Raw genomic sequence first — 234 nt, 5'->3', positions numbered from 1 at the left:
AGGTCGGCGCGGGTGGTGACGTACAGGTCGCTGCCCCGCGCGGAGATCAACTGCTCGGGCAGCCAGTACAGTTCACCGCCGTCGGCGACGTCGAGCCGGACGGCGTAATGGGCCTCGTCCTTGACCTGGCCGGGCAGGGCGATGGTGGCGGCGGCCGAGCCGACGCGCAGCCGGGCACCGCTGCCGACCTCCGCCTCGACGGCGAAACGGTCACCGCCGAGGGGCCCGCTCATC

1 protein-coding gene is annotated in these 234 nt (G+C 73.5%); it reads right to left on the bottom strand.

Going from position 1 to position 234, the window contains the following annotated elements:
• The coding region (locus BZL64_RS38590) for an urease accessory protein UreD (RefSeq protein WP_143663476.1) at positions 1-234 on the bottom strand (234 nt) is incomplete at both ends.

The sequence above is a fragment of the Streptomyces bobili genome (genome assembly GCF_002154575.1).
GTDB classification, from domain to species: domain Bacteria; phylum Actinomycetota; class Actinomycetes; order Streptomycetales; family Streptomycetaceae; genus Streptomyces; species Streptomyces bobili.
The sequence above is the reverse complement of the archived record's forward strand: the minus strand, read 5'-3'. Positions and strand labels throughout refer to the sequence as shown.